At 54.6% G+C, this 22,434-nt stretch carries 21 protein-coding genes; 6 read left to right on the forward strand and 15 right to left on the reverse strand.

Annotated features, from left to right (window positions below):
- Positions 1-133 precede the first annotated feature (133 nt).
- Entirely contained in the window at positions 134-595 is a 462-nt protein-coding gene (locus tag FVR03_RS19960; RefSeq protein WP_147923542.1) for a JAB domain-containing protein, read from the reverse strand.
- A gap of 381 nt (positions 596-976) precedes the next feature.
- Complete coding sequence (locus tag FVR03_RS19965) at positions 977-1,936, reverse strand: ArdC family protein (RefSeq protein ID WP_147923543.1); 960 nt, start codon at positions 1,934-1,936, stop codon at positions 977-979.
- Positions 1,937-2,258: 322 nt separating this feature from the next.
- Between FVR03_RS19965 and FVR03_RS19970 the strand changes: the two genes are divergently transcribed.
- Positions 2,259-2,450, forward strand: coding sequence for a hypothetical protein (locus FVR03_RS19970; RefSeq protein ID WP_147923544.1), 192 nt, complete (start codon positions 2,259-2,261; stop codon positions 2,448-2,450).
- Between the two features lie 73 nt (positions 2,451-2,523).
- On the opposite strand, the gene FVR03_RS19975 is transcribed toward FVR03_RS19970, so the two are convergent.
- The 13 genes from FVR03_RS19975 to FVR03_RS20035 all read right to left on the reverse strand — a co-directional run bounded on the left by FVR03_RS19975 (position 2,524) and on the right by FVR03_RS20035 (position 13,743).
- A complete protein-coding gene (locus tag FVR03_RS19975; RefSeq protein ID WP_147923545.1) occupies positions 2,524-3,321 on the reverse strand; it encodes a hypothetical protein in 798 nt (265 codons plus the stop codon).
- Positions 3,322-3,369: 48 nt separating this feature from the next.
- A complete protein-coding gene (gene traN / locus FVR03_RS19980; protein WP_147923546.1) occupies positions 3,370-4,182 on the reverse strand; it encodes a conjugative transposon protein TraN in 813 nt (270 codons plus the stop codon).
- Between the two features lie 33 nt (positions 4,183-4,215).
- The gene (traM, locus tag FVR03_RS19985) at positions 4,216-5,550 is read right to left on the reverse strand and encodes a conjugative transposon protein TraM (RefSeq protein WP_147923547.1); all 1,335 of its coding nucleotides are present in this window, start codon (positions 5,548-5,550) and stop codon (positions 4,216-4,218) included.
- A gap of 7 nt (positions 5,551-5,557) precedes the next feature.
- Positions 5,558-5,914 carry a hypothetical protein gene (locus FVR03_RS19990; protein ID WP_147923548.1) on the reverse strand — a complete coding sequence of 119 codons (357 nt, stop codon included), beginning with the start codon at positions 5,912-5,914 and terminating at the stop codon, positions 5,558-5,560.
- A 2-nt stretch (positions 5,915-5,916) separates the two neighbouring features.
- A complete protein-coding gene (traK, locus tag FVR03_RS19995; RefSeq protein WP_147923549.1) occupies positions 5,917-6,534 on the reverse strand; it encodes a conjugative transposon protein TraK in 618 nt (205 codons plus the stop codon).
- 32 nt (positions 6,535-6,566) lie between these two features.
- On the reverse strand, positions 6,567-7,793 hold the full coding sequence (traJ, locus tag FVR03_RS20000; protein ID WP_147923550.1) for a conjugative transposon protein TraJ: 1,227 nt from the start codon (positions 7,791-7,793) through the stop codon (positions 6,567-6,569).
- Between the two features lie 31 nt (positions 7,794-7,824).
- Positions 7,825-8,475 carry a TerB family tellurite resistance protein gene (locus FVR03_RS20005; protein WP_147923551.1) on the reverse strand — a complete coding sequence of 217 codons (651 nt, stop codon included), beginning with the start codon at positions 8,473-8,475 and terminating at the stop codon, positions 7,825-7,827.
- A 9-nt stretch (positions 8,476-8,484) separates the two neighbouring features.
- Positions 8,485-9,126 (reverse strand): hypothetical protein, encoded by a 642-nt coding sequence (locus tag FVR03_RS20010; RefSeq protein ID WP_147923552.1) that lies wholly within the window; start codon positions 9,124-9,126, stop codon positions 8,485-8,487.
- A gap of 51 nt (positions 9,127-9,177) precedes the next feature.
- Entirely contained in the window at positions 9,178-9,630 is a 453-nt protein-coding gene (locus tag FVR03_RS20015; protein WP_222707279.1) for a hypothetical protein, read from the reverse strand.
- A gap of 253 nt (positions 9,631-9,883) precedes the next feature.
- Positions 9,884-12,367, reverse strand: a complete 2,484-nt coding sequence (locus FVR03_RS20020; protein WP_147923554.1) for a TraG family conjugative transposon ATPase — start codon at positions 12,365-12,367, stop codon at positions 9,884-9,886.
- Positions 12,351-12,737 carry a DUF4133 domain-containing protein gene (locus FVR03_RS20025; protein ID WP_147923555.1) on the reverse strand — a complete coding sequence of 129 codons (387 nt, stop codon included), beginning with the start codon at positions 12,735-12,737 and terminating at the stop codon, positions 12,351-12,353. The genes FVR03_RS20020 and FVR03_RS20025 overlap by 17 nt, the downstream gene beginning before the upstream one ends.
- Positions 12,738-12,749: 12 nt before the next feature.
- Positions 12,750-13,085 carry a DUF4134 domain-containing protein gene (locus tag FVR03_RS20030; protein ID WP_147923556.1) on the reverse strand — a complete coding sequence of 112 codons (336 nt, stop codon included), beginning with the start codon at positions 13,083-13,085 and terminating at the stop codon, positions 12,750-12,752.
- 67 nt (positions 13,086-13,152) lie between these two features.
- Complete coding sequence (locus tag FVR03_RS20035) at positions 13,153-13,743, reverse strand: hypothetical protein (protein ID WP_147923557.1); 591 nt, start codon at positions 13,741-13,743, stop codon at positions 13,153-13,155.
- A gap of 933 nt (positions 13,744-14,676) precedes the next feature.
- Between FVR03_RS20035 and FVR03_RS20040 the strand changes: the two genes are divergently transcribed.
- From FVR03_RS20040 to FVR03_RS25235, 5 genes are all read left to right on the forward strand, one after another.
- Complete coding sequence (locus tag FVR03_RS20040) at positions 14,677-15,471, forward strand: GntR family transcriptional regulator (RefSeq protein ID WP_147923558.1); 795 nt, start codon at positions 14,677-14,679, stop codon at positions 15,469-15,471.
- A 494-nt stretch (positions 15,472-15,965) separates the two neighbouring features.
- Entirely contained in the window at positions 15,966-17,225 is a 1,260-nt protein-coding gene (locus FVR03_RS20045; protein WP_147923559.1) for an MFS transporter, read from the forward strand.
- A 262-nt stretch (positions 17,226-17,487) separates the two neighbouring features.
- The gene (locus FVR03_RS20050) at positions 17,488-20,658 is read left to right on the forward strand and encodes a SusC/RagA family TonB-linked outer membrane protein (protein WP_255474315.1); all 3,171 of its coding nucleotides are present in this window, start codon (positions 17,488-17,490) and stop codon (positions 20,656-20,658) included.
- 15 nt (positions 20,659-20,673) lie between these two features.
- A complete protein-coding gene (locus FVR03_RS20055) occupies positions 20,674-22,281 on the forward strand; it encodes a RagB/SusD family nutrient uptake outer membrane protein (RefSeq protein WP_147923560.1) in 1,608 nt (535 codons plus the stop codon).
- Positions 22,282-22,311: 30 nt separating this feature from the next.
- A partial coding sequence (locus FVR03_RS25235; RefSeq protein ID WP_369410470.1) for a DUF5017 domain-containing protein occupies positions 22,312-22,434 on the forward strand: 123 nt, incomplete at its 3' end.

Consider the following 22,434-nt stretch of genomic DNA (forward strand, 5'->3'; position numbering starts at 1 on the left):
TATGCCCTCCAGAGGAAGCTTTTTCTCCAGGTGCAGCGGGAATTCATTTATAACTATGCGTAACTCCTATATTAGATAGATTTGCTTCAGAGGGAATCACTTGTATACTATCTGCTATGAACAAAAAAAGGGCCTATAAAAGCCCTTCATCTGCCATGGAGTAGTAGCTCTCGCTAATATGATCCAGCACGACGATGTCGAGCAGTTCTCCGCCCTGTTTCAGCTTCTTTGTAAGCTGCAGGTCCGCTGTACTAGGCTTGGTGTTGCCGGAGGGGTGGTTGTGGCAGAGGACAATGGAGCTGGCGCAGGCTTTCAGGGCCGCAGCGAAGATAAGTTTCGGGTCTGCTATGGTGCCGGCTACGCCCCCGGTGGAAAGTTCGTAGATGCCCAGCACCCGGTTGGCGCGGTTGAGCAGCATCACCTTGAACTGCTCCACAAATTCCATCTTGCCGGTGTCCCAGCTTTGGCGGAGGACTTCAGCGCAGTCGGTGGAGCAGGTAACCTGCGGGCGCTCGGATGGTTTCACTTTGGAGCGGTAGGTGAGTTTAATCTCTGCTACTCTGTTCAGTCCGGATTTTTTAGTGAGCTTTTCCATAATCTTGATCTTTTAAGGTTTGAGGAATTGATTATGGTGCCCTCCCTGCCTGCGGGCCGGACTAAGGGCAAGGTGGAGCCTGTAAAAATGCGGAGGGCTCCCTTCAGGGATACCCATTTTTCCAGGACTACCTTGTCCCGTGTCCGGCAGCCAGGCTACCTTTGCAGCAGAATGAATTCCCATGGACTTTTGCATGGCAGTGTCTTCCAAAGGGACTTGTAAATGTCTTTGGTTGGACTTTGAAAAGAGCCTGGCGGGATCGGGTAGTCTGATCCGGCCTTCTCGTGCTTTTATAGCAGTACAACATCAGGGAACGGAACAAAAAATTATAACAGTGAAAAAAGCTATGGGCTGCCGGGGCGAGGCAGCCCATAGCCATTTTTAAGCGGCCGACTGGACGGCAGGGGCTGTTTCCTGGGCCGTCTCCGCTTTTAGGGCCAGCAGGTAGCTGGCTGCTTTAAATGCCTTGGTGCTGGCGTAGATAAGCATGGTCTTATCATCTTTGAACCTGCTGGCCCACCCTTGCAGGTACGCCACCGAGTTCTGGAATACCGCTTCCTTTATGCCGGTGAAGGCGCTGAGGAAGCTTGCTCCCATCTCGGCGATAAGCTCCTCCTTGCTGTAGCTTTCATCCCCAAAGCGGCTTTTCTGTTCTGTAAAGCGGTTGAGCCGGTCGGGGTGGCCGGTGGAGTGGATGAGCTCGTGGAAGAGTGTGGCGTGATAGGCCTGGGCGGAGACGAAGTTTTGAAGCTCCGGCACCTGTACCATGTCGCTGGCAGGCGCATAGTAAGCCTGCGATCCGCCGTGCAGAATGCGTGGGGCAGGCTGGGGATACTGGTCCACCACCCGCTGGCAATCTTCAATGATTTGCTGGTCGGTCCGTTCAAAGGTTGCCGGTAAGGTAAAGTCAATCCCTTCTACCTGGTCTATGTTGAACACCGTCCAGAGGAAAGGGACAAATCTGATGGACTGTGGCATCTCTTCTTCCTGCACCTCGTCCTGCCTGCCAGTTTGCGGCCCAAACACTTTCCAATAAATCACCTGTGTTCCTTTCTCGCCCTTCCGAATGTGGCCACCCAGCTCCTGTGCCTGTTTGAAGGTAAGAAAGTAGGGGGCGGTGAAGTGGCGCTTTTCGGTCATGTAGTGGAGGTAGAAAGCATTGAAGCCTGCGTAGTACCGGCCGTACTGGTAGTTTTTCGGAAGGCCGAAGGAGCTCCAGGGCTTTTGCCAGAGGACGTTCCCTTGTTCGAGTTGCGAAATGACTTCGTTTGTCACCTGCTCAGCCAGCTGATAGAATTTCTGATAAGCAGTCTGTCCGGATTTTTTCGTGTGCTTTTCCATAATCTTGTACTTTTAAAGTTTGGAAATTGATTATGGTGCCCACCCTGCCTGCCGGACGGACTAAGGGCAAGGTGGAGACGAAAAAAATGCGGAGGGCCTCCCTTCAGGGATCCCCCTTTTTTTCGTACTACCTTGTCTCGTGTCCGGCCGCCAGGCTACCTTTGCAGCGGAATGAATGAATAGGGATTTTTGCATAGCATTGGCTTCGCGCCTCTTTTTGTGTCCTTGCTTAAGCACCAGTTTCCGGTTCTGCCAAATCGGGAAAAGGGCCTTTCGTTGTGGAGGTTTTGGCTGCAGCTTACAGCGTGGGAAAGCGTGCGGGATGGAGCGGTTAGAGTCCTGCACGCATTTCGGGACGAGCCGCGAGAGCCCGACGGCTTTGCTGGCAGGCCCTGTTTCTTATACTGCGCCTGCCACCAAACCCACTGCTGCCGGGCATGACGCTCCTGAAATTTATTGGTCATTTGTGTTGTTTGCTTCAGCTAAGTGGGCTTACATAAGAATGCCCCTGTAGTTGGGACAGGGGCATTTTTATTTTAATGACATAGGCGTGTGCAGGTATGCACAATTGGGAGGAGGAACATCTATTAGATGGACATGCCTTTCCTGCGGGACTTTTTCATTTCCTGTTTTTCCTCTACTACCACATCCTGTTGCTGGCTCTTTTTCGGAGCATGCTCCTGCTTTACCGATGCCGCCGGTGAAGTCTCCTGCTTTTGCTGAATGGTTTCCCGCTTCACCGGCTTCATGTGCTCGTCATACACGTTGATGGTCTTGTACTGCGGGCTGGCCTCGATGAAGCGCTTCACCTCCTGTCCCTCCAGCAGGGCCGTCACCTGCAGGGTGTTGCCTTTCTGCAGGTAGCGGAGCATCTGCTCTTTCTGCTCCGGGTCCTGGAGTTCTTTGATGTTGTACTGATTCAGTGTCTTCTCCAGGTCAAAGCCATAGTTCTCGTGGTACTGCCTGACCTTGTGGTTGCCGTGCAGGTCCTTTTCCCCCAGGTCCAGCTGCAGCCAGGCCTTGTAGTGCTGGCCTTCGGCATTGACCAGCTCCTTGTGCACCGACCGGCCGTTCAGCAGGTTGTAGGCTTCACGGGAGGTGATGCCGCTGTTCTTGTTGACGTAGAAGGTCTGGGAGGTTTCCCGGGCGGAGGTGTCGGGTTTGAGGGTGGCCTCGTACTTGTTGAAAAAATACATGTCGCTCTGGTCTGAGCGGCGAAAGTGCAGCGTATAATCCATGGTGCTGTCGAAATAGGGCTTCTGCATCGTCAGCTGGAACTCGGGCTGTTGCCTCTGCACGTGCTTTTCCAGTTCCTCATTAAAGTTGGTGCCAAAGCCCATGTACTTGAGGCCTTCTTTGAGGTAGTCCAAATTGTTCTGGTTCATAGCGTATTATTCTTGCGTTTAAAAAATAATTTGATAGCTGTGATTGGATCAGAGCAGCAGGGCACATGCCTGTTCCAGGTCTTTGCCCCGTATCCGGAGTTGGAGGTGCCGGCCGCCGTTCTTCTCAAAAAGCTCCACGACCAGCTCCTTTTCTTTGGTGATGGGGACTTTCTCCAGGGCGAAGACCAGTGTTTTCTGGCCTCCGGCCTCCACGGTTTTCTCTTCGAGTCCATAGGCATACAGTGGAATCCGTTCTTCCTCCTGCGTGGCCGTGCGCTTTACCTGCCGGCGGTCGCGGAGGCTGAAGCGGACAAAGTCAACATCATAGGGGATGGGGGACTTGTTGGAGAGCACCAGCCGGTAAAAGAAAGTATTGCCCTGCACGTAGATGCCTTCCAGGGTGGTCTTTGTTTTTCCTGCCTTGTCTTTGATGCCGTAGCAGTACCTAGGGTCCTCAGCCAGCAGGTTGGCAATGGTTTTCAGCTGCTCCGTGTTTAAATTTTTATTGGCAAACTCTACCGGTGCATCAGTGGAGGCGGGAGGCCCCAGTTTCAGAAGTGTGGTAGCGGGATGGTCGGCATAGGTCACCTCAAAGCTGTAGAGCCTACCGTCGGCGGTGATGACGGTCAGGTTGGTCTCCGTGAAGCCTTCCTGTGCTGCTTTCAGCTGGAGCACGTTCTCCACTTTCTCGGGCACCTGGGCCAGGATGTCCCGGCTGCCGCGGTCCACGCTTTGGACGGTATGGGGAAAGACAAGGGTGGTGGTCTTCTGGTAAGCCAGTTCCAGGGATTTTGGCTGCAGGTCTTGTGCAGTAGCTGTCAGCTGCAGCAGGAGCAGGCAAAGGAAGAGGTTCTTTTTCATGTGAAAATGAGTTAAGTGTGAAACATCAAAAGATTAGCGGCGGATGCTCTGGTCGCGGAGCAGGAGGCGGTGGCCGGCGTTGACGGTGACTTTTACCTGCCGGGCCTGCCTGCTCAGTAGCCCTTTGGCCGCCTCAATGCCGGCACTGGCTGCCTGGGCACCGATACCCGGGTTGAGCGCGGAGAGCTGCAGGCTCTGGTTGATGGCCCGGTCTGCTCCCTGCTTGGCGGCATCCCGGGTGAGTGCACCGGGAATGTAGAGCCCTTCCTGCCCGTCCAGGTCATAGGCCGCCAGTGCCACGGGGACCACCGCATCCTGGATAAGGACGGAAGTCACCTCGATGTGCAGGCGCTCTCCGTTTAGTCTGCAGGTGCCGTAAAGGAGGCTCCCTTTGCCTACCCGCCTGCCGCTCAGGTGCACGTCCTGGAGCAGGCGTATTTTCACGGTGGCCCCTGCCGTCAGCGTCCTGGTCTCATGTATGGCTGCTTCCAACACATTGCCCGCTTCACCGGTACCGGCTTGCGTATAGTTGTCCTGCAAACCATAGAAAGCATTTGCTGTAAGGATGGATAGGGGAGTTGTATCTCTGCTTTCATCAAGTTGGGCACCAGCTTCTCGAGGGGCCTGACTGGCATAAACAGGTTCAAGCAGCGTGATAGCAGCCTGCCCGGCAGAAGCCTGAAGCGCAAAAGTCTGCTGCTGCCTTTGCGGGGCCTGGTGTGCCAGCCGCTGCTTTACCCGCTCGGGGTGCTGGATGTCGAGGATGCGTTCAAGCATGTTCTCCAGCTGCTGCATTTCCGGGTCATTCCCTGCGGTGCCGTTGCCGCCCATGCGCTGCATCAGGGTCTCCAGCCTGTCCACCTCCCCCTGGAAGCGGTCGTTGCCGGAAGCAGGCAAACTGACAGGAGTAGGCGGCTTTCGCTGCTGCGCTGCATGGTGGAGAGGCGGTGGCTGTATCGCTTTTTCCAGCTGAGCCAGCTTCCGGTTTAGCTGCTCTTCCTGCGGGTCAGCAAAGGCCATGGTGGCAGTGGCTGTTGTATCCGGCGTCAGCTGTAGCTGACTCTCTTCGTTGCCTATGCTAAAGCCCAGCCGCTGCAGGAGATGGGAAGTGCCGGCAGCGGAGAGCTGCCGGGCTTTCTGCTGGGCCTGGTCGTAGTGGCTGAGCTTGTCCTGGTGCTGCTTTTTGAGCTGCGCTTCGGGCAGCTGCAGGTTCAGTCCCTTTTGCCCGCCCTGCGCGTTTGCCCCTTTCGCAGGGCCCTTGCCGCCTCCCAGGTTCCAGAAGGCCAGGGCCAGGAAGGGGAGTGCCAGGAGTGGGAGCACCATCAAAAATTTTCGCTTGCGCAGGAATGCCTCTGAATGCGTTTTCATGGTCTGTCTATTTTTTAAGTGGAAGATTATGCTGCCTGTTTAGGCTATCCCGGAGGTTCGGCCCCGCTATAGGACGGTTGTCGGGTTTATAGCTTTGCACATGGATTAGAGCTTGCTGCATTTGCTCCGGCCATACCCCCCTTGCCAGAAACCAAAGGCTTGTACCTCCGAAGAGCATACAGAGGAGCAATAGCAGTGCTTTTCTGACACCTAAGGATAGCCTCTCGTAGCGGGAGCTGCAGCACTTGGCCAGCTGTAGTTGCCGGTTGACAATAACTGCGGCGATGGCACGGGCTGCTTTATCCCTGGCATCACTCCCCTCCGGCGGCTTATCAAGGGCGGACTTCCTGCGGAAGAGCAGCATGGCTAGCGGCTTTGCGTGTGCAGGTCCTTGTTCTCCAGCGTCGCCCACCGCTCGATCATGAAGCCGTGCGGGTTGTTGTCCGAGCGGGCGACGCTGCGCAGGAAGCCCTCGGTCACGAGGCTGCGGCGCAGGGTGGAGGTGGCGCGGATAAGCTTTTGGCTGGCATAGCAGCGGAAGTAGTAGGGATACTGCCCCGTGTCCACCTGCACGCTGTCCACCTCTATCTCCTGGCTGATATTGCCTGAGATCAGCCCCGAGATGTAGCCGCTCTCGCGCAGGTTGTCGTAGGCCCGCTTGGCCGAGGCGTCCGCCAGGTAGAGGGCCCTGCGCATGTTGGCCTCTATCACCTTGTCGTCAGGGTCGAGGGAGAAGAAGTAGTGGTGGAAGGTGCGCACGTGGTCCCGCGCCTCCACCGGGATGTTCTCCCGCCGGCCGGTCGAGAAGGCCTCCAGGGCCTTGTCCCCGGCCAGCACGTAGATCCGCTCCTGCACGGCCTGCACCTGCTCATAGCTCAGGTAGAGGGCAAAGCCGCTGACCCCGGTGCAGGCCACCAAAAAAAGGAGGCTGAAGATGCGGATGTGGCGGAAGGTGCTGTCGATGTTTTGAAGTTGTCTGAACATATGGTTTTGCTGTTGTTGAGGCTGTGTCAGAGTCACCAGGAGTCGCCGGAGAGGCGCCCGTGCTGGAAGCTGTCCGGCGGTGTGCCTCCGCCACCCCGGCCGGCCGTGGCGGCGTAGGCGTCTCCATGCTCCGTGACGCCGCGCACGAGGCTGCCGGCGGCGAAGCCCACGGCCCCGGCGGCATGGCGGAGCCCTGCGCCTGCCGCCGAGGCGCCGGCACCGGCAGAGGTGTGGAGCAGGCTGGTGACCTTCATCAGCAGGGCATTGCCCCCGCCGGCATGGACGATGTAATTGGCCACGTTGGGCACGGTGAAGTAGCCCACGATGCCGATGAGCATGAAGATCAGGTAGGCCGTGTCGGTGGGGCTGAAGAAGGTGTTGCCGCTAGTCTCCACCTGGCCGATGTCGAGCCGGAGCATGTTCTCCTGGATCTTGCCGATGATGCTGCCGAAGATGTTGGCCACCGGCAGCCATAGGTACACGTTCACGTAACGGGCGATCCAGACGGTGAGCGTGTGCTGGAAACCGTCGAAGACGGCAAAGCCGAACACCAGCGGCCCCAGGATGCCCAGCACGATGAGGTAAAAGGTGCGGATGGTGTTGATGCAGAGGGAGGCGGCCTCGAAGAGCAGCTGCAGCACCTCCGAGAGCCACTGCCTGATGGAGTGGCGGAAGCTGAAGGAGAACTTGGCCATGGCGAACTTCATATCGTTGCCGATGCTCTCGAGCAGGCCTTCGCCTTGTCCCGTCGGGTCGTCCGGGTGCGTGTACTGGTACCATTTCTCGCGGTCGCCGCTGCCGTCGGGCCCCATGTACAGCTGCCAGGCATCCGAGGACTGGATGGCCGCCTCCTTCCGCTGCAGGAGCACGGCGATGGCCTGGTGGGAGCCTTCCACCATGGCGCCCGTGGCCGTGACGGTCGGCTGGAGCACGCCGTTCAGCAAAGCCAGGACAGCCGGGAAGAGCAGGATGGCCATGCCCAGGGCAAAAGGCCGGAGCAGCGGGTAAAAGTCCACCGGCTCGGCATTGGCCAGGTGGCGCCACACGCGGGAGGCGATGTACCAGAGGGCGGCAAAGCCCGCCAGGCCGCGGCCCACGTCGATGAGCCGCTCGCAGAGGGGAATCATCTCCTGGTAGAGGTCCCCGAGCACCGCGTGCAGGCTGTGCATGTTGCTAGCCGTACCCTGCGCCTGCACCAGGTTTGGCAACAGGAGCGCTAGTACCATTGGCGGCATGGGGTAAAGTACATGCTTCTTCATAGGATGCGTGTTTAGTAATTATGGCTGTTGTTTAATCTTGCGGCGAGTGAAGCTTTTGCAGCACCTGTACCTGCTCGAGTTCCCGCTTCCGCTGCAGGGCCACTAGGGTTACCTGCCGGTTGAAGTGGCGCAGGAAAACGAGCCGCTCCTGCATCTGGGCATGGATGCGGTCGATGGCCTGCATCCGCTCCCCGTCGCTCATGCGCAGCTCCCCGGCTGTGAGGAGGAGGGTAAGCTCGTCGAGCAGGCGCAGGCTTTGTTGAAAGAGGCTGCCATATACGGAACTAAGGTAGGCCAGCTCATCGGGCGTAAAGCTGTCTTCCCGGCGAAACCGATCGTAGGCCCTCTGATATTCAGCCAGGAGGCTTCGCTGGCAGCTTATGATGTCGGCCACCCGCCTGTAGTGCCGCACGGCCGGGTTTACCGCCAGCAGCCCGTCCAGGAAAGTCTCGTGCAGGCTGAAGTTGCCCTCCGAGAGGGAGACGACGGTGCCGTAGCCCTTGCTGATGAGCTGGTAGCCCTGCTTCATGTCCGAGAGGATCTGGCGGAGCTGGTTAAGCTTCTGCACATTCAGCAGGAGTTGCTGAATCTCCTCCTGCTGTGCCTTTGCCTGTTGGGGTAGCAGGAAAGTTGCAAAGAGGAGTGACAAGCTGTATAAAGTGAGTCGCCTTATCTTTTTCATGTGAAATAGCTATTGGGGTATGCCGTGCAATCTTTTGCCTGTTTCCGCCTCGCGCTTTTCCTTTGCCCGCTGCAGGGCCAGGGCCTGCGCCTCCTGGAGAAAGGCCTGCGTGAACTGGTGTTTGTCCAGCAGGGCAGCATGCAGCGCCTCGAGTTGCCGGAACCGCTCCTCATCCTTCATCTCCAGTTGATTTGCGGAGAGCACCAGCCAGAGCGCTTCCAGGTCCTGGTAGCAGGCCTCCAGTACTTTTGCTTTCACCTGCTCCAGGTAAGCGAGCTCTGCCTCCAACAGGAGGTTATCTTTCCGTAGCGCCTGCAGGGTCTGCCCGAAGCGACGGATAATGGCTACCTGCAGGGAGAGGATGTCGGCTACCCGGGCACTGCTGGCAATGGTGGGGTTTACTTTTTGGAGGGAGCCAAAAAAGGCCTGGTGCAGGCCGAGGTCGCCGTTCTTGATGTGCTGCACGGTGTTGATCCCGTAGCGGGCTATCTCGTAGCCTTGCCGCAGGGTACCGGCGTATGCCTGTAAGGCTGCGATCTGCTGCACCAGGTATTCTCTTTTGGTTTTCCTCTGCCTAAACCACTCGTCAAAGGTCTGCGCCCGGCTACTCAGGCCGGTCAGCAGAAGCAGGCTGAAGAGGAGTAGTTTCATAGCGTATTATTGAGTTTAATTAGCTGGTTTAATAGTACTGGCAGTGGTGGATCAGTTGAGCCCGTAGAGGCTTCGGACTGTCTGCAGGTTGTTCCGCGATTTGGCCCGCTGCAGGCTAAGCTGCACAGCCTGGGCGTTGAACTCCCGCAGGTCGCTGTAGTTCTGCTCCAGCCGGCCGGCCGCCTGCCCGATGAGCTCCAGCCTTGCGGCATCGCTCATCTGGGTGGAGAAGGAGCTGACCAGCAGCAGGACCTGGTCCAGGTTCTTGGTGCTTTCCTCCAGGATGTCGCTGTACACCTTTTGCAGGTAGTCCAGCTCGGGTGGCGAGAAATTACGGTCCTGGCGGAAGAGCCGGGAAGCGCGCCTGTACTCGGCTACCAGGGCGGCCTGGGCCTGGATGATGTTGCGCACCCGCCGGGAATAGGCAATGGCCGCCTTTACTTTCCGGAGCTCCTGGTAGTAGTCGGCGTAGAGCGCGCGCTGCCGGTCCGTCCACTGGGCCATCTCGGTGAGGCGCAGCTCGGAGAGCTTGTTTTCGAGCACCTTCTGGGCGTTCTGCAGCCAGATGGTCTCGTTCTGCAGGCGCTGTACCTGCAGGTCGATGGCCACGATGACTTTTTTCACGCCTGCCTTGATGGCTTCCGTCACCGGGTCCTGCGCCTGTGCCGGCTGGTGAAACCCGGCCGCCAGCAGCAGGAGCAGGGACAGCAGCGTGCTATATGGATATCCTTTCATGGTCTTTTGTATGCATTCGTTTTTAGCCTCCGGTTAACCCGGCCCTGATATCGTTTGCCAGCTCTTCGATGCCTTTGCGCATGTCCCCGCCATACTTTTGGGCATAAGCCTGTACCTTCACCTTCTCCGACTCCTCGGTGGTGTAGGTGAGGTACTCCTCCAGCGACACCTCCGTGCGGAAGACCCGGGAGCGGGTGCCGCCCAGGCTGATGAAGACCTCATTGTACCTGCGGGCGGGGTCGTTGGCCTTGTTGATGGAGAGCACCAGCGCCTTCTCCTTCTCCGTGAGCCCCAGCAGCTGCTGGATGCCGTCGAACTTGTGGAGGTACTTGCCCTGGTCGAGCAGGATCTTGCAGTCCGAGTTGTTGATGATCGCCTGCTTGACCACAGGGGAGGAGATGATGTCCTCCACCTCCTGCGTGACCACGATGGCCTCGCCGTAGAACTTGCGCACCGTCTTGAAGAGGTACCTGATGTACTCGGCCATGCCTTCGCGGGCGATGGCTTTCCAGGCCTCCTCGATGAGGATGACTTTGCGGACGCCCTTGAGCTTGCGCATCTTGGAGATGAAGACCTCCATGATGATGATGGTCACCACCGGGAAGAGGATGGGGTGGTCCTTGATGTTGTCGAGCTCGAAGACGATGAAGCGTTCCTGCAGCAGGTCCAGGTTCTCGCGGGCGTTGAGCAGGTAACCGAACTCGCCGCTCTGGTAGTAGGGGCGGAGCACGTAGAGGAAGTTGTCGAGGTCAAAGTCCTTCTCCTTCACCCGGTCCGCTTTCAGCTTCTCCTTGAACACCGTCTGCACAAAGTCATAGAAGCTGTCGAAGCAGGGGAAGACCTGCTGGTGTTCCTGCAGGTGCTGGTAATACAGCTCCAGGGCGTTGGAGAGGGCCACGTACTCGGAGCGGGAAAAGGTCTCGCTGTCCTTTTTCCAGAGGGCCAGCAGCAGCGTCTTGATGCTCTCCTTCTTCTCCGTGTCCAGCGTATCGCCCTCGCTAAGGTAGAAGGGGTTGAACCGGATGGGTTTGTCTTCCCGGTAGGTGAAGTAGTAGCCGCCCGCCAGCTCGCAGAGCCCTTTGTAGGAGTGGCCCACGTCGACCAGCACGATGTGGCTGCCCTGCTCGTGGAGGGAGCGCACCAGGTGGTTGGTGAAAAAGGACTTGCCGCTGCCCGAGGGGCCGAGGATGAACTTGTTGCGGTTCGTGCAGATGCCTTTGCTGACCGGCTCATCGGAGATGTCCACGTGCACGGGCTTGCCGGTGAGCCGGTCACCCAGGCGCAGGCCGACGGGGCTTGTGGAGGAGCGGTAGCCGGCCTCGAGGCTGAGAAAGCAGCAGGCCTGCTCGAGGAACGTGTCGAAGGTGTCGTTCATGGGGAAGTCCGCCGCGTTGCCCGGCAGGCCGGCCCAGAAGAGCTGCGGGGCCCCGTCCGTCTCCAGCTTGGGCGTGGCGTCGAGCTGGGCCATGGCCGAGGAGACGAGGTTGCGCAGCTCCTTGTGCCTCTCCGGCTGCTCGGTCCAGGCCAGCACGTTGAAGTGCGCCTTCACCGGCAGCCGCTGCTGGCCGAGGGCCTCGTTGAGAAACGCATGGGTGGCGTCGCGGGCCAGGGCGTTCTCGCGGGAGTAGGCCGCCAGCGACTGCAACCGCAGGCGCTTGCTCTCCAGCCGCTTGATAGTCTGGCTGGCATCCTCGAGGAAGATGTACTGGTTATAGAGGTGGTTGCAGGGCAGCAGCTGGCCCAGCGGGGAGGCAAAGCCGGTGGAGAATTTGCTGCGGTCGGTCGAGTATCTGTCGTAGGTGATGCGCGGGCCGCAGAGCGCGGGCAGGTGCTCGGCGTCGGCCAGCACGAAGAGCTGGCAGCGCTTGTCCCCGATGCGGATGCCCTGCTGCAGGTGGATGTCCTGCAGCAGGGGTTTTGCTTCCTCGGGCAGCAGCCCGCAGTAGCGCTCCAGCAAGCCTGCCTTCTCCTTCGTGCCGGCCAGTTCTGTATCAGTAAGCCTGCGCAGCCTCACAAAGCCGCTGTCCTGCAGCACCCGCTCAAACTGCCCGGCCTGGCCCACGAAGTCCTGGAAAAGCAGGGGATGCAGGGTCTGCCGGGGTGCCAGCGAGCGGCGGAGCAGGTTGGAGACAAGCGAGCTGGAAGGACGCCGGTCCTCGGGCCTCTTGGTGAGCAGGATATAGCAGTGGTGCTCCAGGAAGGGCCGCCCGTGGAAGAAGCGCTCGCTGGCCCTGGAGAGGAAACTCTGACCGTCTTTGCTGAAGTCGGCCTGGTAGGAGGCCTCCAGGAACCAGTCCTGCTTGTGGAACACCGTGAAGCGGGGCAGCAGGCGGATGGCCTTGAGGAGCGCCTGGTGGAAAGCCTCGTACTCGGCGTCTGAGAGGCTGAAGATCTCCGGCAGGATGGCTTCATAAGCCAGCGTGATGTCGCCCTGGCGGGAGAGGATGCAGCCGTGCTCCACCTTGTAGACGGGCAGCAGGTGCTCCAGATCAATCGGCTGTGCCATGTGTGTCCTCCTTTCCGGTTAGTGGTTTTGAATGATGCTGGTTGTAGGGTGTTGAGGTAAGGAACATAAAAGTGCTGCGGGTGCTCAGGCGGACGTAGCGGGGGATGCCGCGCCGTGCGAACCGCTTGACCAGGCCGTGCTCCCCGTAGGTTCTGTTCAGGTGGTAGACCCCCGTGAACAGGGCCGCCCCGGAGAGCAGGATGACCAGCAGGCAGAGGAGCAGGGGCACGCGGGCCAGGTACATCCCGGCAAAGAGCAGCAGCAGGACCACGAGCCCTGCGGCCAGGTAGCCGATGTACTGCGCCCGGAGCCCCCGGAACTCCATGGGCCGGTTGATGCCCTTGTTGACTTGGTAAACACTGTTTGCCATCACCGAGCCGGGTTAGACGCCAAAGAAGGAGCGGAGCACGGTGGCCACCACCAGGAAGATACAGCTGCCGAACCAGGCGGCGGCCACCTTGCCCGTGTCCGGTTCGCCGCCGTTCCATTTCTGGTACACCTTAACGGCCCCTACCAGTCCCACGACGGCGCCAATGGCGTACATCAGGCTGGTGCCGGTGTCGAAGTAGCCGCGCACCAGCTGGGTGGCCTGCGTGATGCCCGCGTTGCCGTCGGCAGTCTGTGCCTGGGTAGTAAGGGCCACGACGAATGAGAGCAGGAGGGTAGCGGCCGCCTTTACTTTTTTAGGGTCGAGTAGTAGGGTCAGTTTCTTTTTCATTTTCTTGAATGGGTTAGGTGTGATTAGGAATGACTGGCTAAAAAGGACAAGTAAAAAGCTTGGGGTATCAGGCGCTTGGCCAGAGCGCCTGCAGGTCCTCGGGTGTCAGCTCAAAGGGAAGCCTGCCCTGGCTTTGCTCCAGGAGGAAGCGACGCGCCTGGTCCTGGTGTTGGCTTTGGGCGGAGCGGAAGTATTTGTAGAGGATGAGCTGCAAGAGGGAGAGGAATTCCTCCTTCTCCAGCTGTGTCTCCGCGACCAGCTCCACGAGCGATTTTGTCTCCTCCAGGAAATCTGCCAGCATGCCCACCGGCATGTCCTGTGGCGCAACGGCAGGAGCCTGTGTTTCCGTTGTTGTGGTTTCTTCGAATCCGTCTTGGTCCTCCTGAAGGGGGGAGACCTTTATGGCAGATGCCTCGGAGAGGACAGGGGCCTCCTGTGTGGAGACAGCGCCAATAACATTATCAGATGGAGTGCCAGTAGGCGTTGAATCTGGCGAAGTCGAGGTGAGGTATACCTGCGGCATAACCCAATTTTTCGCCTTCCCCAGGAATACCTTCAGTTCATCCCGGTAGTAAAGCAACAATATGGTGAGATAGTAGATCAGCAGCGAGTTTCCTGCTGTAAGAAGGAACTGGGTCCAGGTGTATGGATGAAGCATGGCCTTCTGTTGTTTCTTCTGCCGCCCCATGCGACAGAAATCTGAAGGCAATTTGATAGGGATCAGGGCCTGTTGTTCACAAGGTGTTCCGTAGTAGGGAAAAATATTCTATAGAAGTGCTCAAGACAAAAGGGCATAGAACAGCATCTTGTTCAGCTTGCTTCTACATAATGAATAATTTAAGATAGCCACACATTTTATTAGTATATAACTATCTTTCTAATGTTAGCTATTATGGGTAAGTATACGTAACCTTTTGATTTACTGATGTATGATTTGAGCCCTTTGAGCGTTAAGTAAAAGGTTGTTTGACATAATAATAGTGTTATGTTACGCGGTAGAACCTCTCGGATTAGGGGCCATCCGGATTTTGCAGAAGAAGGCAAGCTGCCGCAATAGCAGTTGTGGTTATTACGGAAGAGCAACTTTTATGAAGTTAATTTACCTCCTAAAGTTTACTTTTTACCTCCCAATACAAACTTATTTGATTACATGTAATTTCTTGCAGTGTGTTTCGTTTTGCAGCATCAAGTTATTGATTTTGGCTTGTCAAAACAGTCTGCACCTTCATTTCTCTATGTTCTTTATCTAGTTCTGACCTTGGCACTGTACAAGGGGAAGGCGCAAAAAATCTGAAGCGAGGCAAAATAATAATAATAATAATAATAATAATAATAATAATAATAATAATAATAATAATAATAATAATAATAATAATAATAATGCCCCTCCAATTAAGTTTAAAACTTCTGCTGCTTTTAAAGCTCATCTTAAAACCTGAAAGCTGCGCTATTTCCTTTCTATACTAATATGAGGAGCAGATTGTCAGTCTTTCAATCGGTTTTTGCCGCCATATTACTTATTTGTTACCTTCGAATTCTCTAATTGTATTAATTCTTTTATATTGTACCTTGTTTATTAATATAAGTATTCATGAAGCCGAAATTTATTTCAATAAGTGAGTCAATCATAGAAAAGATAAAGTCGGGGGAACTACAGCCGGGCGATAAGATTCCATCAGAAAACGAGCTCATAAAAAATTTCAAGGTCAGTAATACCACTGCCCGCAAAAGCTTGCTGGAGATAGAGTCTAAAGGATGGGCCCAACGGATAAAAGGCAAAGGCACCTTTGTGCTGAACCGCACCGAGGACCACCACATTCTACGCACCCTCGGCTCTATTGATTCTACCCGGCGCGGCTTTAACGAGAGCTTACGCGCAGAAGGCTTCAACCCCAAAAACATTGTACTCGAAAAAACCATTCTGCAGCACGGCATCTCTTCCGAAATTAGCGGCAAACACTTTATTATGGAGGGGCCGGTCCTGAAAATACACCAGCTCCGCTATGCAGACGACACTATTATAAAAGACGAGGTAAAATACATCTCCCTGAAGCTCTGCCCTAAAATCAATATGATGTCTACAGAGATCTCTTATTTTAAGGTGTATGAAGATAAGTACCGCCATAAAATTACGGATGTAAAGCAAACGCTGAGTGCCTCAATCCTGGAGCCGGACTCTTCCGACAATAATTTTGATACGTCCAGACGCCTGCCTGTATTTGTACTGGATAGCGCCGTAGTTAGCCAGCCTGACAAGGTGCTGGAAATCGAGAAATCTTATTACAGGGGAGATAAATATAAATTCGCGATTGTGGCTAACCCAGAGTACAAAGACGAGGAAATGCACCACGGGAAGGAGCCTAAAAAGAGTCATAACCTGCGGTAAGAGGCCGGGCACAGTTGCCGCCATTATTTAGCTGCACCGCTTCCTGGTTTTTGTAAGGAAGAGCTTAAACTTATAGTTAGTCTGGCCCACCGCCCTGCTGATTCGGGCGGGGTTGTGAATCTTTAAATCATAACGAAAGCATATTGCAAGCCCGGTATCTTAACGGAGTTTCACTCTTAAAGCAGAAACCCAATATAAAATTTACCTTTCCTTAAGCGTTACCCCATCTTTTTCGTGATTATTTTCCTATATGGGCGGAAAAGTTATGTTTGTTTTTTACCCTTAGTGCGTTAGGAAATTTTGTAATAAATGCAGCTACTTATAACATAAAAAAGGCAATTGTATTGATAAATATAATTTAAAAGAGATAAATATTTAAATATAGAGGTGCCCTCTGCTTGATCATTGAAATTTATCTTAAATTTTACTTACTAATGTTAGGTAGTTGTAAAATATTTTTTTATTATTGTCGCATACTTAGTGCGTTAAGAGATATGGGATCCAAAATACGTTGGTTTATATTAGGGCTAGTCTTCCTGGCCACAGGGCTCAACTTCCTGGACCGTCAGGTGCTATCCATGACCATCATTAAAATTCAGGATGAGTTTAATATCAGTGATGTAGAGTATGGCTGGGTTAACACCAGTTTCCTGATCAGCTACGCGATTATGTTCACGGTTGGTGGCAGGCTGATCGACAGGATTGGCGGAAAGGCGGGGTTGGCGCTCTCGGTGGGGGTGTGGTCAGTGGCCAATAGCCTGCACGGCGTCATGACGAATTTTCATCAATTGCTGGCCTTCCGGTTCCTGCTGGGTGTAGGCGAGGGAGGTTGTTTTCCAGGCGCTGCCAAAACGGTGTATGAGTGGTTCGGCAAAAAAGAGCGTGCCCTTGCCAATGGCATTGCTATTGGGGGCTCTGCCATTGGAGCCGTACTGGCGCCGCCTGTCACTATCCTTATTTCAAACAGCATGGGCTGGCGCTGGAGCTTTGCCATTCCCGGGCTGGTGGGTATTGTGTGGGTGTTAGTGTGGATGCTGGTGCCCTGGCGCAAAAAAGCTACAAAAGAGCAGCCAGTTGTAGTGGAACAGGAGCAGGAGAAAGCGCCTAAAATCCCGTTCCTTACGCTGCTGAAAAATAAGGAGGTATTGGTTTTTATCCTGATCCGTTTTCTGCTGGACCCTGTTTTCTACTTCCTAATGTTCTGGGTGCCCAAGTACCTCAACCAGGAGCGGGGCGTGTCTTTTGAGCGGGTAGGGGAGCTTTTCTGGATTCCGTTCCTGGCCCTGGGCATCTCCAACATTATGGGCGGCTGGTTCTCCGACAGGTTGATAGCAAGAGGCCTTCCTGTAAATTCTGCCCGAAAATGGGTTATGGGCATTGCAGCGGCGATTACGCTGGTTGCTCCCCTTATTGCCTGGGTATCTTCGGTGGAGGTGGCCATCCTGCTGATGGCCGTACTGATGCTGGCCCATGGCCTTTGGATCACCAACTATATAACCGCTATCTCAGATGTGTTTGGCCGTTACGCCACCTCTACGGTGGTAGGGCTTTCTGGCACGGCAGGAGCTGTTTCCGGCATGGTCATGAATCCGCTCATCGGTATGGTCATACAAGATTACTCTTATGGCCCGCTATGGATAATTTCCGGCATCATGTATCCTCTGGCTTTTGTATTGCTGGCCATTTTTATCCCGAAGATTAAAGCCGTTGATTTTAGCATCGGGCAAAAGCTGGAAAAACAGGTAGTAGGTTAATTCTTTGAAGGAGTGTTCGGCTTGATGCCTTCTCCAATAAATATCTAAAGGTAAGTATCCGGAAAGAGGATAGATGGTTTTAAAACCATGATGGCATAGTATTGAATTTTTTAACCTAGTGCGTTAAGATGTTTTGCCTTTTATTAAAGTAGGCCACCTTCAAAAGTTTTATTATCCAGTCCTAACGAAATGAGATAGATTTTCCTTAAGTAAAATATAAAAATCAAGACGATGTATTTTAACAATTTAACAAGATAGAAGTATGAAACACTTTTTAAACAACCTGCTGTGGTTAAAGATGGTTTGTGTCATGCTGGGTTTTTCACTGGGCGTGCAGGACCTGGCAGCACAGGCGGTGCAGACGACTACAGTTAGCGGCAAAGTTACGGCCGCAGCAGATGGCGCCCCCCTGACGGGCTCCATTGTGGTGGAGAAAGGCACTACCAACGCCACGACCACAGATACTGACGGACGGTTCAGCCTTAGCGTAAAAAGCAATGCTACGCTGGTGGTATCCTTTCTAGGATTTAAAAGCCAGGAAATTCCGGTAAAGAACCAGACAGGCATTAATGTAAAACTGGAGGCCAGTCAGGCGCAACTGAAAGAGCTGGTCGTGATTGGCTACGGCACCTCTGCCCGCGAAGACGTGCCCAGTGCAGTCGGTCAGGTAAAGATGGCGGATGTGGAGAAAGCCCCTGTAAAGTCCTTTGATGAAGCGCTTGCAGGCCGTGTGGCGGGTGTCACCGTTTCTGGAAACGATGGGCAGCCGGGCTCCAACAACAACATTGTAATCCGGGGGGCAGGCTCCTTAACACAGGATACGTCTCCGCTCTATGTGGTAGATGGTTTCCCGATGGAGACCTCTATGGCCAACTCCATAAACCCAAGCGATATTGAATCGATTGACATCCTGAAGGATGCTTCTGCCACAGCCATTTATGGAGCCAGAGGTGCCAACGGGGTCGTGATGATCACAACCAAAAGAGGCAAGGAGGGAACCCCTGTCATTTCCTATAACACGTTCTACGGCATCTCTGAAAACCCTAAACCATTGGAGCTCATGAATGCCTATGAGTTCGTGAAATACCAGAGCGAGCTGGAGCCGGAATTTGCCGACAACGTATATTTTACCGGCGAAAAAACGCTGGAGGATTACCGTAACGCCGAAAGTTTAGATTTGCAGAAAGAGGTTTACCAACGCTCCCCGATTCAGAACCACGAGCTGGCCATAAGAGGTGGCAACGGCGCTACTACCTATTCCATTTCCGGCAACATCATCGACCAGCAGGGGCTTGTGATTAACTCCGGCTTTAAGCGATACCAGGGCCGGCTTACCCTGGACCAGGGCATCGGCAAAAACCTGAAAGTAGGGGTTAACGCCAACTACAGCAGCGAACTGACTTATGGTGCTATCGTATCCAACACCTCACACACCATGACCTACAGCGGCCTGAGTCTGCTTTACTCTGTCTGGGGGTTCCGGCCGGTGGCAGGTGCCGGCGACCAGATTCTGGATCAGCTTTTCGACCCTACTATGCTCGGCAACGATTTCCGGGTTAACCCCATCATGTCTGCCAAAAACGAGCTGCGCGAAACCAGGGTGAACAACCTGAATGTAAACTCCTACGCCCAGTATTCCATTACGCCCGAGCTGACCTTACGCGTGTCTGGCGGCATCACGAACATGATGGTACGCCGCGACAACTTTTTCAACTCGCTTACTACCAACGGCAACAGCAGGAGAGCAGAAGGTGTAAACGGTTCCATTAACTTCAGGCCCGTTACGAACTGGCTGAACGAAAATACCCTTACCTACAAAAAGACCTTTAACCAGCACCATAACCTGAACGTGGTGGGCGGTTTTACCATGCAGCAACAAAACGACGCAAATTATGGGTTTACAGCTACTAATGTATTAAACGAAGCACTCGGCATCGACGGTTTGGACGAAGCAGACACCAATATTGGCTACTCTTACAGCTCCCGCTGGACGATGGCCTCTCTCTTAGGTCGTGTGAACTACAACTACAAATCGAAGTACTTGCTCACGGCCTCTATCCGGAACGACGGTTCTTCCAAGTTTGCTCCCGGCAACCGCTGGGCCCTGTTCCCTTCGGCTGCATTTGCCTGGAGGATGTCAGACGAGCCTCTGATCCGGGATATCAGCTTTATCAATGATGCCAAGCTTCGTGTGAGTTATGGTCTTACCGGCAACAACCGTGTGTCTGACTTCCCTTACCTGACCCAGCTGAGCGTGCCGCGCTACGGAGGTTACTCCTTCAACAACAGCAACCCGACCAGGGGCGCGCTGCTGGAGAACTATGGCAACCCCGAGCTGAAGTGGGAAACAACAGCGCAGGCCAACATTGGCTATGACCTGAGCCTGCTGAAAGGCCGTGTGGAAATTATGGCCGATATCTACCGCAAAACTACCCGCGACCTGCTCCTGAACGCCAGCCTGCCTTATGGCACCGGCCTTATGAACACCTCCGGCATGGCAACCGCCTTCAAAAATATCGGGAAGCTGCAGAACCAGGGGCTGGAGCTGACGCTGAACACCGTGAACGTACAGAAAAACAATTTCAGCTGGACCACAAACTTCAACATCAGCTTTAACCAGAACAAAATCCTGGCTCTGAACGAGGGGCAGACATCCTTGCTGAGCCAGGTAGCATTTGACACCGACTTCCGTAACACCTCACCTTATATTGCGCAGGTGGGGCAGCCAATAGGCCAGATTTACGGCCTGATCTGGGACGGCGTGTACCAGTATGAGGATTTTGACCTGGTGCTGGGTAACCATGTGCTGAAAGACAACATCCCTACAAACGGACAGCCAAGAGCCAACATCCAGCCTGGCGACATTAAGTACAAAGACATAAACGGCGACCTGGTGGTGAATGAAATGGACTTCACCGTAATTGGAAGAGGACTTCCGATTCATGTAGGCGGCTTCTCAAACAATTTTAGCTACAAAGGCTTTGACCTGAACGTGTTTTTCCAGTGGTCCTACGGCAACGACATCATCAATGCCAACCGCCTGCTGTTCGAAGGAAACGCCAAGCGCACACGTTCTCTGAACCAGTACGCCAGCTACGTGGACCGGTGGACGCCGGAAAATCCAAGCAACACGCTGTTCAGAACCGGTGGTCAACGAGATACTTACTACTCCAGCCGCGTGATCGAAGACGGTTCTTTCCTGCGCCTGAAAACAGTTGCCCTGGGCTACAACTTCCAGGAGTCGCTGGTAAGCCGCGTAAAGCTGAAATCGCTGCGGGTGTATGTTTCGGCTCAGAACCTCTTTACCTGGACCAAGTACTCCGGATCTAACCCCGATGTGTCGACCAGGCACTCCGCCCTGACACCGGGCTTCGACTTTGCCTCATACCCGCTGGCCAGAACCCTGACTGTAGGCTTAAGCACCACCTTGTAATCTAACTGCTGAGATATGAAACTGAAATATTACATCCTTGCTTCCGTGCTTTGTTTGGGAGGAACTTCCTGCAAAGACTTTCTGGATACCGAACCAACCAATTTTATAGCTCCTAACTATGCTACTTTAGCAGAACTGGAAACCGCCCTCGCCGGCGTGTATGATGTGCTGGGGTCGCAGGCCATGTACGGCGATGTGGTGCCTTACTGGCTCAACGTGAGCTCTGACATCGAATATACCAATACAGGCCAGTCAAACACCACTGCCTATATTTATACGCCAGCAGATGCCCAGATCACCAACTACTGGAAAACCCTGTATCAGGGCATTTACCGGGCCAACCTGCTGCTGGCTGTTGTAGACAACCCTGAGATTGACGAAGCGGCGCGCAATAAAATAAAAGGCCAGGCCCTGTTCCTCAGAGCATACTATTACTTTCAGCTGGTAAGCAACTATGGCGATGTGCCGCTACTGCTCACCGACAAGCCTTCCATTTCGGCGGTTGACATACCGCGTACCCCTATGCGTGAAGTGTACGACATGGTGATTCGGGACATGACGGAGGCGGAAGCGCTGGTAGAGGATGTGGCCGGTCCGGGCGCAGAAGGAGGCCTTAGCTATGGCGGCCGGGTGTCGCGGTCGGCTGTGCAGGGAATTCTGGCACGGGTAAACCTGAAGATGGCTGGTTTCCCACTAAACGACCACTCCAGGTACACTGAAGCGTTGGCCTGGGCAAAAAAGGTGCGTGACTCCGGCAGGCATGGCCTGAACCCGGATTATACCGATGTTTTCATGAAATATGCCAAAGACCAGTACGATGTTAGAGAGAGCATCTGGGAAGTGGAGTTCTTCGGCAATAACACCGGGGCACACAGCGAGTACACCTACTATGTAGGGGCGCGTGGGGGCATCCGGAACCCTTCAGACCGTGATAAAGGAATCAGTGGCGGATCTGTGCTCGCTACCCGCCGGTTGTTCGATTTGTATGAAAAGGATGCGGAGAACACCGACGTACCCCAGGCCTCGCCCGACCTGCGCCGAGACTGGAACATTGCCCCCTTCACCTATGTGGGCAACCCGGCCGTGTACACGCCAAACCCCGACATCTGGAGGCGCACCATGGGCAAGTGGAGAAGAGAGTATGAGGTGGTGTCTCCGAAAGACATCAGCACCTCACCACAGAATTTCCCTATCCTCAGGTACTCCGATGTGCTCTTAATGATAGCAGAAGCAGAAAACGAGCTGAATGGCCCGACGGCTGTGGCTTATGAGGCCATAAACGAGGTGCGTAGAAGAGCCTATGGCCTCCTGCTGCCCAACCCGCCCAAACCCGACATAAACGCCGATCTGCCGGACGGACTTGGCAAAGAAGAATTCAGGGAAATACTCAAAGATGAAAGAGCGCGCGAGTTCTGCTTCGAGGCTTCCAGAAGGCCGGACCTGATCCGCTGGGGCAATTTTATAGGCGATATGAAATCCTATATGAGCTGGGCACTTGCCAATGGAGCGGCGCAGGGGCACGTGCTGGCGCAGACCAACGTGTCGGAACGTAACCTGCTGCTGCCCATCCCTACCTACGACATGGCCCTGAACAAGGCACTTACACAAAACCCAGGATACTAAAAGACATTGGTTATGAGATATTTATACGGAATGCTTATCGCCCTTACATTGCTTTCGTGCGATAAGACGATGGAGGTGGTTGCACCTGATTTCGATGTGCAGGCAGAAAAGCTGACTTATAAGGTCGGAGAGCCTGTTAAGTTCAATTTTACA

It is taken from the genome of Pontibacter qinzhouensis, from assembly GCF_008017455.1.
GTDB classification, from domain to species: Bacteria; Bacteroidota; Bacteroidia; order Cytophagales; family Hymenobacteraceae; genus Pontibacter; species Pontibacter qinzhouensis.

Excerpts from the sequence above, each read along its gene's own strand:
- FVR03_RS20055 (WP_147923560.1), top strand. The coding sequence starts at position 20,674 with ATGAAACTGAAATATTACATCCTTGCTTCCGTGCTTTGTTTGGGAGGA.
- FVR03_RS20015 (WP_222707279.1), bottom strand. The coding sequence starts at position 9,630 with ATGGCCCAGTGGACGGACCGGCAGCGCGCGCTCTACGCCGACTACTAC.
- FVR03_RS20030 (WP_147923556.1), bottom strand. The coding sequence starts at position 13,085 with ATGAAAAAGAAACTGACCCTACTACTCGACCCTAAAAAAGTAAAGGCG.
- FVR03_RS20005 (WP_147923551.1), bottom strand. The coding sequence starts at position 8,475 with ATGAAAAAGATAAGGCGACTCACTTTATACAGCTTGTCACTCCTCTTT.
- FVR03_RS20025 (WP_147923555.1), bottom strand. The coding sequence starts at position 12,737 with ATGGCAAACAGTGTTTACCAAGTCAACAAGGGCATCAACCGGCCCATG.
- traM (WP_147923547.1), bottom strand. The coding sequence starts at position 5,550 with ATGAAAACGCATTCAGAGGCATTCCTGCGCAAGCGAAAATTTTTGATG.
- traK (WP_147923549.1), bottom strand. The coding sequence starts at position 6,534 with ATGTTCAGACAACTTCAAAACATCGACAGCACCTTCCGCCACATCCGC.
- FVR03_RS20050 (WP_255474315.1), top strand. The coding sequence starts at position 17,488 with ATGAAACACTTTTTAAACAACCTGCTGTGGTTAAAGATGGTTTGTGTC.
- FVR03_RS19975 (WP_147923545.1), bottom strand. The coding sequence starts at position 3,321 with ATGAACCAGAACAATTTGGACTACCTCAAAGAAGGCCTCAAGTACATG.
- FVR03_RS19960 (WP_147923542.1), bottom strand. The coding sequence starts at position 595 with ATGGAAAAGCTCACTAAAAAATCCGGACTGAACAGAGTAGCAGAGATT.
- FVR03_RS20035 (WP_147923557.1), bottom strand. The coding sequence starts at position 13,743 with ATGCTTCATCCATACACCTGGACCCAGTTCCTTCTTACAGCAGGAAAC.
- FVR03_RS20045 (WP_147923559.1), top strand. The coding sequence starts at position 15,966 with ATGGGATCCAAAATACGTTGGTTTATATTAGGGCTAGTCTTCCTGGCC.
- traN (WP_147923546.1), bottom strand. The coding sequence starts at position 4,182 with ATGAAAAAGAACCTCTTCCTTTGCCTGCTCCTGCTGCAGCTGACAGCT.
- FVR03_RS19990 (WP_147923548.1), bottom strand. The coding sequence starts at position 5,914 with ATGCTGCTCTTCCGCAGGAAGTCCGCCCTTGATAAGCCGCCGGAGGGG.
- FVR03_RS20020 (WP_147923554.1), bottom strand. The coding sequence starts at position 12,367 with ATGGCACAGCCGATTGATCTGGAGCACCTGCTGCCCGTCTACAAGGTG.
- FVR03_RS19970 (WP_147923544.1), top strand. The coding sequence starts at position 2,259 with ATGGAGCGGTTAGAGTCCTGCACGCATTTCGGGACGAGCCGCGAGAGC.
- FVR03_RS20040 (WP_147923558.1), top strand. The coding sequence starts at position 14,677 with ATGAAGCCGAAATTTATTTCAATAAGTGAGTCAATCATAGAAAAGATA.
- FVR03_RS19965 (WP_147923543.1), bottom strand. The coding sequence starts at position 1,936 with ATGGAAAAGCACACGAAAAAATCCGGACAGACTGCTTATCAGAAATTC.
- traJ (WP_147923550.1), bottom strand. The coding sequence starts at position 7,793 with ATGAAGAAGCATGTACTTTACCCCATGCCGCCAATGGTACTAGCGCTC.
- FVR03_RS20010 (WP_147923552.1), bottom strand. The coding sequence starts at position 9,126 with ATGAAACTACTCCTCTTCAGCCTGCTTCTGCTGACCGGCCTGAGTAGC.